9 protein-coding genes are annotated in these 8,132 nt (G+C 73.0%); 3 read left to right on the top strand and 6 right to left on the bottom strand.

Features of this window, described 5'->3' with window-relative positions; genetic code table 11:
- Positions 1-156: 156 nt before the first annotated feature.
- Positions 157-642 carry a YbaK/EbsC family protein gene (locus ACFV5N_RS21250; protein ID WP_385602117.1) on the bottom strand — a complete coding sequence of 162 codons (486 nt, stop codon included), beginning with the start codon at positions 640-642 and terminating at the stop codon, positions 157-159.
- Between the two features lie 257 nt (positions 643-899).
- The gene (locus tag ACFV5N_RS21245; protein WP_385602114.1) at positions 900-1,832 is read right to left on the bottom strand and encodes a helix-turn-helix transcriptional regulator; all 933 of its coding nucleotides are present in this window, start codon (positions 1,830-1,832) and stop codon (positions 900-902) included.
- Positions 1,833-1,936: 104 nt separating this feature from the next.
- On the opposite strand from ACFV5N_RS21245, the gene ACFV5N_RS21240 reads away from it, so the two are divergent.
- The gene (locus ACFV5N_RS21240) at positions 1,937-3,442 is read left to right on the top strand and encodes an MFS transporter (protein WP_385602111.1); all 1,506 of its coding nucleotides are present in this window, start codon (positions 1,937-1,939) and stop codon (positions 3,440-3,442) included.
- Between the two features lie 199 nt (positions 3,443-3,641).
- Here ACFV5N_RS21240 and ACFV5N_RS21235 read toward each other — a convergent pair whose 3' ends face one another.
- From ACFV5N_RS21235 to ACFV5N_RS21220, 4 genes are all read right to left on the bottom strand, one after another.
- Positions 3,642-4,478, bottom strand: coding sequence for an arylamine N-acetyltransferase (locus tag ACFV5N_RS21235; RefSeq protein WP_385602108.1), 837 nt, complete (start codon positions 4,476-4,478; stop codon positions 3,642-3,644).
- 83 nt (positions 4,479-4,561) lie between these two features.
- A complete protein-coding gene (locus tag ACFV5N_RS21230) occupies positions 4,562-5,662 on the bottom strand; it encodes a dienelactone hydrolase family protein (protein WP_385602105.1) in 1,101 nt (366 codons plus the stop codon).
- 130 nt (positions 5,663-5,792) lie between these two features.
- Positions 5,793-6,179 carry a VOC family protein gene (locus ACFV5N_RS21225; protein WP_385602102.1) on the bottom strand — a complete coding sequence of 129 codons (387 nt, stop codon included), beginning with the start codon at positions 6,177-6,179 and terminating at the stop codon, positions 5,793-5,795.
- A complete protein-coding gene (locus tag ACFV5N_RS21220) occupies positions 6,176-6,472 on the bottom strand; it encodes an ArsR/SmtB family transcription factor (RefSeq protein WP_385602099.1) in 297 nt (98 codons plus the stop codon). Before ACFV5N_RS21220 ends, ACFV5N_RS21225 begins: the two co-directional genes overlap by 4 nt.
- Before the next feature lie 77 nt (positions 6,473-6,549).
- Between ACFV5N_RS21220 and ACFV5N_RS21215 the strand changes: the two genes are divergently transcribed.
- Together ACFV5N_RS21215 and ACFV5N_RS21210 are read left to right on the top strand one after the other, a co-directional pair.
- A complete protein-coding gene (locus ACFV5N_RS21215) occupies positions 6,550-7,320 on the top strand; it encodes an aminoglycoside adenylyltransferase family protein (RefSeq protein ID WP_385602096.1) in 771 nt (256 codons plus the stop codon).
- Positions 7,321-7,364: 44 nt separating this feature from the next.
- Positions 7,365-7,910, top strand: coding sequence for a GNAT family N-acetyltransferase (locus ACFV5N_RS21210; protein ID WP_385602093.1), 546 nt, complete (start codon positions 7,365-7,367; stop codon positions 7,908-7,910).
- Positions 7,911-8,132 lie beyond the last annotated feature (222 nt).

The following is an 8,132-nucleotide window of genomic DNA, read 5'->3' as shown; positions in this document are numbered from 1 at the left end:
CCATCTCGGTCCCGGGCGGTGGCAGGTGTGCTGGTGGCCCGCAGGCTGATCGGCGCCGGGATCGGCGACCGGCCCCGTGCCGTCGGCCGTGGCCCAGGAAGAGCCGTGGGTGAGTCCGGGTGGAGCCGGTCCGGGGAACGGATGAGATCCGGCGCGTCAGCCCGCAACGCGGCCGATGGTGGCGACGGTGGCGCCGAAGTGTTCTGCGAGCCGGGCGAAGTCCTTGCCGGAGATCTCCAGCGTGGCATTGTTGATCCCTGGCGAGATCAGGACCCTCTCCTGGCGGAGGACCGCCTCGTCCACCAGGGCCACGACGCCCTCGGCATAGCCGACGGGGGGCACGCCGCCCTTCTCCACTCCGAACTGGGCACCGAGTTCGGCCGCCGAGGCCATGCGTGGCCGGCGCAGGTGGTGTGCCGCGCGGACGGCTTCGAGGTCCAGGCGGCTGGAGCCGCAGACTGTGGCCACCACGCGTGCTCCGTCCTTGTCCCGCAGGGCCAGGCACTTGGTATTGCCTGCGAGATCCCCGGCCCCGAACCCGGCCGCCTGCTCCGTGGTCCAGGCCGCGTCGTGAAAGCGCACATGGAAGTCACAGGACAGTGTCACCAGAGCGTGCACCAGTCGGTTCAGGACAGGATTCATCGCTCCTCGACCCATCGCACGGATCACCTCACACGGGAGCAGGCTGTCACGCCCGGCCGGCACGGGCGCCGGCGCGCGCAGACCCATCCGACCACACGCCGAGCCCTGGTCGGAACCGGCCAACTGGGACGTCCTGCGCGCGACGGGTGGGGCCACGGCCTCGGTGACGGCCCTGGACAGACCCGTTCACCGGGCCGGGATCGCTGTCCGGTCCTGTGTTCTTCCCGGCGGTTCCCCCGGGTCCGGCTCCTGTCCGTCTAGCTGTCGCGGGGCGCGAGGTTGTTGACGGAGCGATCGTGACCTCGACCGGCGGCGGGCTGTCCGGTCCCCTTGACGTCGGGGCCCTCCTCGCGCGCGATGTGACGGGTGAGGAGGTGGAGTGCGTCCGCTGAGGATGAGTCGTTGGGGGTGTAGATCTCAAGGCGGTGGTCCGGGCTGTCGGGCTGGAGCCACACGTGATAGGCGATGTTCACGGTACCGACGGTGGGGTGCCGCAGATGCATGTCGCCGGTGGTGCAGTCGGCGACCTCTCCGGTCGCCCACATCCCGGCGAACCGGTCGCTGCGCATGGTGAGCTCGCCGATGAGGTTCGCCAGCCGCGCGTCGGTCGGGAACCGGCCGGCGGTGAGCCTCAGGTACGCGACGTGGACGCGTGCGAGCTCTTCCCAGTTGCGGTGCAGGACCCGGGTGAGGGGGTCGAGGAAGAACATCCGCGGGATGGAGGGACGACGAGCCGGGTCCGCGGGGGCGTCGAACTCGATGTGTTCGGCGAGCAGCGCGTGACCCGTGCGGCTCCAGGCGAGCACGTCCCCGCGCCGGCCGAGCACGATCGCGGGAGTGGCCTCGCCCAGCAGGTCGAGCAGCGCGAGCACACGGGGATGGGGGTGTTCGGCGGGCGGTTCGGCGAGACCGGGCCGGCCGGTCCGGCGGGCGAGGTTGTGCAGGTGGGCCGTCTCGACCTCGTCCAGGCCCAGCACCCGGGCCAGTGCGTCGAGAACCTGCGCCGAGGCTGTGCCCGCCTGTCCCTGCTCCAACCGCGTGTAATAGCCGGCGCTGACGCCTGCCAGGTGAGCCAGTTCTTCCCGGCGCAGCCCTGGGACGCGCCGGCTGTTGCCGTAGGTGCGCAGGCCGATCGCGTCCGGTGTGACCTGGTCGCGGCGGCTCCTCAAGAATGCTCCGAAGCTCTCCACACCGGCGAGCCTAGACATGGTCCGCGGTGGCGTGGGTGCACCTGCTGGGTATAGCCACGGCAGGTGTCTGGATGCGACGGCCGGGCGCCCGGAGCGTTGAGGGCATGACGCAACACTCCTCACCCGCGACCGGCGCCGGTGACCTCCGGGCCTGGCTCGGTCTGCTCGTCGTCCTCGGCCCCGTGCTGCTGGTCTCGATGGACGGATCCATCCTGTTCCTCGCGATGCCCCGGGTCAGTCAGGCGCTGAGCCCCAGCGCCGACCAGGCACTGTGGACCCTCGACATCTACGGCTTCGCCGTAGGATCACTGCTCATCGCGTTCGGGAACATCGGCGACCGCTACGGACGCCTCAGGCTCCTCATGATCGGCGCGAGCGTTTTCGGTCTCGGCTCCGCTGCCGCCGCCTTCGCCCCCACACCGGAACTGCTCATCGCCGCCCGCGCGGTCATGGGGATCGCCGGCGCGACCCTGCTTCCCTCCGCGCTGGCGGTACTGAGCGAACTGTTCACCGACCCCAAGCGACGCGCACAGGTCATCGGCGTCTTCGCCGCGGCCTTCGCCGCCGGTTTCGCGATCGGACCGGTCGTTGGCAGTGTGCTGCTGGAACGCTTCTGGTGGGGATCGGTGTTCTTGATCAACCTCCCCGTCATCGTCGGCTTCCTCTGCTTCGCACCGGTGCTGCTCGGCGAGGTCCGGGCGACCCGGACCGGGCGGATCGACACCGCCAGCGTCGTGACCTCCGCCGCCGGACTCCTGCTGTCGATCTACGGGGTCAAGCACGCGGCCACGCAAGGCCTGACCGTGACCGCCGTGGCCACCGTGCTCGCGGGCCTCGCCGTGCTGGCGTGGTTCGGCCGGCGGCAACGGCGGCTGGAGTTCCCGCTCATCGACTTCACACTCTTCCGCGACCGCATCTTCACCGTCGCCGTCATCACTGGTCTGCTGCCGCTCGCAGCGTGGTCGGCCGCCGCGTACCTGGCGGGGATCTACCTGCAGTCCGTCCTCGACGTCCCCGTCCTGCGGGCCGCGCTCTGGGCGCTGCCCGGAGCCGTCGTACTCACCAGCACCTGCATCGTGACCCCGCTGGTCGTCAACCGCGTCGGCAAGCGCGCCGCGCTGCTCGTGTGCCACTTCTCCATCGCCGCCGGTCTGCTCCTGCTGCTGCCCACCACCATCACCGGCGGAATCGGCTGGTACGTCGCATCCACCGCGGTCGCGGGTCTCGGCTACGGCATCTCCTTCGCTGTCGTCGCCGACACCGCCGTTGCCGCGGTCCCTCCCGAGCGCGCCGGCTCCGCGGGCGCGATCGCGGAGACCAGCAACGAGATCGGCAACGCCCTGGGCATCGCGTTGCTCGGTTCGCTGGCAGCCCTCCTGTTCCGCCTCCAAGGCCCGGACCTCGCCCCGACCCTCGACGAGACGCTCCAGCTGCCCGGACTGACGGCGGCGATCGTGACCGACGCCAAGTCGGCCTTCCTCACCGGACTGCACGTCGCCGCGGTGGCGGCCTGCGTCCTGCATCTCGTCCTCGGCCTCGTCGCGCTCCGCTGGCTGCGCCGACCGGCCGGAGCCACCGCGGCGGAGAAGGAGATGGCCGGGGCCCGGTGACCTGTCAGCCGAAGGCCGGCGACGTCGCGGAGACGCCGGGTCGCACGAGCGACCTCCGGCGCCGTACGCGAGCCCGGAGGAGAGCCGGGCCGGCTGCGGGCCAGCCGATCAGGAGGACGGGGCCGCGGCGTCGGAAGCCGCCGTGCCGTGCTTGCCCAGCGCCTCCGGGTGCTGTCCCTTCTCCGCTGTTCTCCGCGCGTCAGCGCGCCGGGCAGGTGTCCCGGGGAGCGACCGGTTCGGCGGCATGGGCGTACCGGCCGGTGACCGGGTTGCCCGGGGGCAGGTCGATGCCGAAGTGCTCGCGGTAGGCGGCCAGCACGGCCCTCTCGTCCGGCAGGGTCTCCTCCAGGCGGCCGTCGGGGCCGGTCCGGATCAGCCGGTCGCCGCGCAGGGTGACGCGCCCGTCCTCGGTGAGGCGTGAGCAGGTCGGGGAGGCGGTGAAGTCGGAGTCGGGCGAGGTGCGTTGCCACCAGCAGGCCATGGTGAAGTCGGCCAGGGCCCGGGGGCGCTGCTCCAGCCGGGAGTGCGGTTCGCCGTTCCGGTACAGGTCGAGGTCGCCCTCGGGGGTCTCCGTCAGCTGGAAGACGCCGCCGGGGTCGGGCTGTTCACCGCGCTCGGCCAGGCGCAGCGGGAAGTCGGCGAAGCGGCCGGCGCCGACGTCCACCAGCCAGGGCTCGTCGAGGTCCACGCGCAGGGCGAGGTGGTCGAGCGGCGGCCCGAAGCCGTGCTCGCCGTGGATGCGGGCAGCGAGCAGGGTGACCCGGTAGCCGAGGGCGGTGAGCAGGGCGGCGAAGGCGCCGTTCAGCTCGTAGCAGAAGCCGCCCCGGCGCCGGTCCACGACTTTGGCGACGAGGGCGGCGTAGTCGAGGACGATGTCCTCGCCGAGGTGGATGCTGAGGGTTTCGAACGGCACGGTGCGCTGGTGCCGCTGGTGCAGGAGGCGCAGGTACGGCAGGTCCGGCGGGCCGGCGTCGGGAGCGCCGATGCGCTCCAGGTAGGCGCGGACCCGCTCGGGGTCCGGGAGGTCGGGGTGCATGGCTCCGTTATGTCAGGCCGGGGCGCCGTGCGCATCGGGCCGGGGCCGTACGTCCGGGGCCGTAGGCGCCGGGGACGCGGCGCCTACGCCCCGGCGAGCCAGGTGTCGAGCCAGCTGAACGCCTCGTCCTGCATGTCCGGGGCGAAGACGTGGCCGTGGCCGGGCCGGACGGTGGTGGTGAGCCGATCGGCGGCGCCCTGCGACTCCCAGACGGCGCGCATCCTGGCGTGCGCGCGGGCCACCCCTTCGGCGGTGAACAGCTCGTCCTCGGCGCCTGCCTGGAACAGCATCGGGCGCGGGGCGGCGAGGGAGGCGATGTCCGGGATGTCGAGGTGGCGGTAGAGGCCGGGGTGCAGCATGTGGAAGGCGGACTGGCCGCGCAGGGTGTTGTTGCCGGGGACCATCATCTCCTTGAGCGTGGTCATCCAGCAGACGGCGACGGCGGCGCGGATGTCCGGTGACAGGGCGGCGAGTTGCCAGGCGCGGTAGGCGCCCATGGAGAAGCCGAGCGCGCCGGTGCGGGCGCTGTCGGTCTCCGGCAGGGAGGCGAGGAAGGCCGCCGCGCGGAGGTCCTCGTGGGCCATGAGGCCGGCGAGCGAGGAGCCGAGGTTGAAGAAGTTGGCGGCCAGGGCCTGCTGGTCCTCGTAGCGGAGCGGTCCGCGGTCCGACCAGCCCAGGGCGTCCACGGCGAGGACGGCGTAGCCCCGGGCGGCGAGCGCGTCGCCCACGAAGCGCCCGCCGAAGTACCGGGCGGCCCACTCCAGGGCCGGGGCGAGCCGGGGGTCGTCGTCGGCGGGCCGGATCAGTTTCTCCTTGCCGATGTCGAAGCGGGCGCCGTGGTCGTGGAGGAGGAGCACGGCGGGGAACGGCCCCGGTCCCGGCGGCAGGAGCAGCAGGCCGCGGGCGCGGCCGTAGCGGCTGAGGGTGAACTCCACGGTGCGGCGGCGCAGTCCGTCCGTGGTGGTCCGTTCGTCGAGGGTCACCGGCGCGAAGGGGGTCTCCTCGTGGGCGCGGGGCGGGAGCAGCGCGGCCTCGACCTCGGCGCGGGCGGTCGCCCGCCAGGTGGGGAAGTCGCGGATCGGGGAGGTGCCCCAGGCGAGCGGAAAGGTCAGCTCGTCCTTCATGCGCTGGTGGAAGGCGGGCAGGACGCCTTCGGTCAGGCCGCCGGATGTGCGGGGGTTCATGATCACCGGTCCTCGGGGACGCGTGGACGCCGCGGCCGGTTCCGGCGGGCGATCCCGCCACCGTAAGCGCTTTCCCCCCGGCGTCAAGGCCCCTCGGCGGGCCGGTGTTCCCGGCCCGCCGCACCGCCCCTCACGCCTGGTGGACGAGCTGGATGAGGTTGCCGCAGGTGTCGTCCAGGACGGCCGTGGTGACGGTGCCCATCTCCACCGGGTTCTGGGTGAAGCGCACCCCGAGCCCGCGCAGCCGCTCCCACTCGGCGCGCACGTCGTCGACCGCGAAGGCGGTGATCGGGATGCCGTCCCTGACCAGCGCGTCCCGGTACGGCTGGACGGCGGGGTGGCCGGCCGGCTCCAGCAGGAGTTCGGTGCCGTCGGGGTCCTCGGGGGAGACGACGGTGAGCCAGCGCGCGTCGCCCACCGGCACCTCGGTCTTCTTCACGAAGCCGAGCACATCGGTGTAGAAGCGCAGGGCCTTCTCCTGGTCGTCGACGAAAACGCTGGTGAGATGGATTCTCATGGGGTGTGCTCCGTGGGGTTCGGCCGCGTCCAGCGTTCGGTGAGATGCCGCAGCGGCGCGGGGTTCAGCTCGTGGAACTTGTAGCGCCCCTCCCGCCGGGTCTCGACCAGACCGGCGGCCTCCAGCACGGCGAGGTGCTGGGAGACCGCCTGGCGCGACATGCCGAGCCGGTGCTTCATGGCCAGCCGGGAGCAGATCTCGAAGAGCGTCTGCCCCGGCGACCCGGCGAGTTCGTCGAGGATCGTGCGGCGGGTGGGGTCGGCCAGTGCCTTGAATATGTCGTCGTCGGCCACCCCACGACTTTAGGCAAGCAGGCGCTTGCCCAACAAATCGGGTGCCCGCCCCCCACCGGCGCCCCGATACTGCCGCCATGGAGTCGAACCACCAGATCGAGCGCACCACCGGCCTGCTGCGCAGCACCCTCGGCCAGGACCTGCTGGGCAGTTGTCTGCACGGCTCCGCCGTCCTCGGGGGCCTGGGACCCGCCAGCGATCTGGACATCCTGGCCGTCACCCGGCGCGGCCTCACCGAGAGCGAACGGCGCGCGCTGCTGGCCGGGCTGCTGGAGATCTCCGGGCTCAGCCGGGCCGTCCGCCCCGTCGAGCTGACGGTGGTCGTCCAGGGCGAGGTGCGCCCCTGGCGGTTCCCGCCGACCGGGGACTTCCTGTACGGCGAGTGGCTGCGCGCGGCGTACCTGGCGGGCGAGGTGCCGCGCCCCGCCCCGATGCCGGACCTGGCCCTGGTGCTCACCATGGCCCTCGCCGGGAACCACCCGCTGACCGGGCCGCCGCCCGCCGACCTGCTCGACCCGGTGCCGCACGCCGATCTCGTCCGGGCGAGCCTGGCGGCCGTGCCCGAGCTGATCCGCGAACTGGCGGAGGACACCCGCAACGTCCTGCTCACCCTCGCCCGCATCTGGTCCACCCTGGCCACCGGTGTCATCCGGCCCAAGGACGAGGCCGCCGACTGGGCGCTGGCGCGCCTGGCCCCGGAACACCGCCCCGCCCTGGAGCATGCCAGGGACCTGTACCGCACCCGGCACTACGCGGACGAGACCTGGAGCCCGGAGCTGCGGGCCCGGGTGCGCCCGCTCGCGGCGGAGCTCCTCGCCCGGATCGACGCCCTGCGCCCCCGGGACTGAACCCGGCCCACCGCACGCCCGACGCTTCTGCATATGATGCGCAAGTGCGCGAATACAGCATCAGAACGGCGGCCGACGGAGACCTCGACGCGGCACGGGCCGTGATGCTCGACGCCGTCTACCACGACTTCGGTACCGGCTACGTGCCGCACTGGCACGCCGACATCATCGATCCGGCCGCGTACTACCTGCGGCCGCCCCGGCACACCCTGCTGGTCGCCGTGGACGGGACGGACGGCGCCGTCGTCGCCACCGCCGCCCTCGACGCGCGCGGCCCCGCCCATCCGCCCAACCCCCGCTGGCTCGCCGAGCGCTACCCCTCCGGCGAGACCGCGCAGCTGCGGCGGGTCTGTGTGCGCCCCGAGCACCGGCGGCGCGGCCTCGCTGCCCGGCTGGTGGCCGGGCTGCTGGACTTCGCGCGCGAGGACGGCGGATACCGGTCCGTCTATCTGCACACCCACCCCCACTCCCCCGGCGCCCTCGGCCTGTGGCAGTCCCTCGGCAAGATCGTGTGCGACGAGCGGGACGACCCGGGCGAGCCGGGCCGCGCCACCGCCGACGTCGTCCACTTCGAGATCCCCCTGCTGTGACCGGCGCGCTCCGCGCCCGCACGACGCCGACCCGGAAGACGCCACCACGCCCATGAGAATCCCGCGCCTGCGGCCGGCGGCCGCGCTGCTGCTCGTCCCGCTGCTCGCCGGCTGCTTCGTCGCGGCCCCCGGCGACCCGTACGGCGACGACGGCGGCGCGGGCTCCGGCGGCGGCGCCCGGCTGCGCGTCGCCCTCGCCTTCCCGCCCGCCGAGAACTACTC

Source organism: Streptomyces sp. NPDC059853 (genome assembly GCF_042731495.1).
Lineage (GTDB): Bacteria > Actinomycetota > Actinomycetes > Streptomycetales > Streptomycetaceae > Streptomyces.
This window is presented reverse-complemented; position numbering and strand designations above follow the sequence as displayed.

What these genes read in the sequence shown, in the direction of transcription:
- ACFV5N_RS21250 (WP_385602117.1), bottom strand. Translation starts at nt 642, where the DNA reads ATGAATCCTGTCCTGAACCGACTGGTGCACGCTCTGGTGACACTGTCC.
- ACFV5N_RS21240 (WP_385602111.1), top strand. Translation starts at nt 1,937, where the DNA reads ATGACGCAACACTCCTCACCCGCGACCGGCGCCGGTGACCTCCGGGCC.
- ACFV5N_RS21235 (WP_385602108.1), bottom strand. Translation starts at nt 4,478, where the DNA reads ATGCACCCCGACCTCCCGGACCCCGAGCGGGTCCGCGCCTACCTGGAG.
- ACFV5N_RS21230 (WP_385602105.1), bottom strand. Translation starts at nt 5,662, where the DNA reads ATGAACCCCCGCACATCCGGCGGCCTGACCGAAGGCGTCCTGCCCGCC.
- ACFV5N_RS21225 (WP_385602102.1), bottom strand. Translation starts at nt 6,179, where the DNA reads ATGAGAATCCATCTCACCAGCGTTTTCGTCGACGACCAGGAGAAGGCC.
- ACFV5N_RS21215 (WP_385602096.1), top strand. Translation starts at nt 6,550, where the DNA reads ATGGAGTCGAACCACCAGATCGAGCGCACCACCGGCCTGCTGCGCAGC.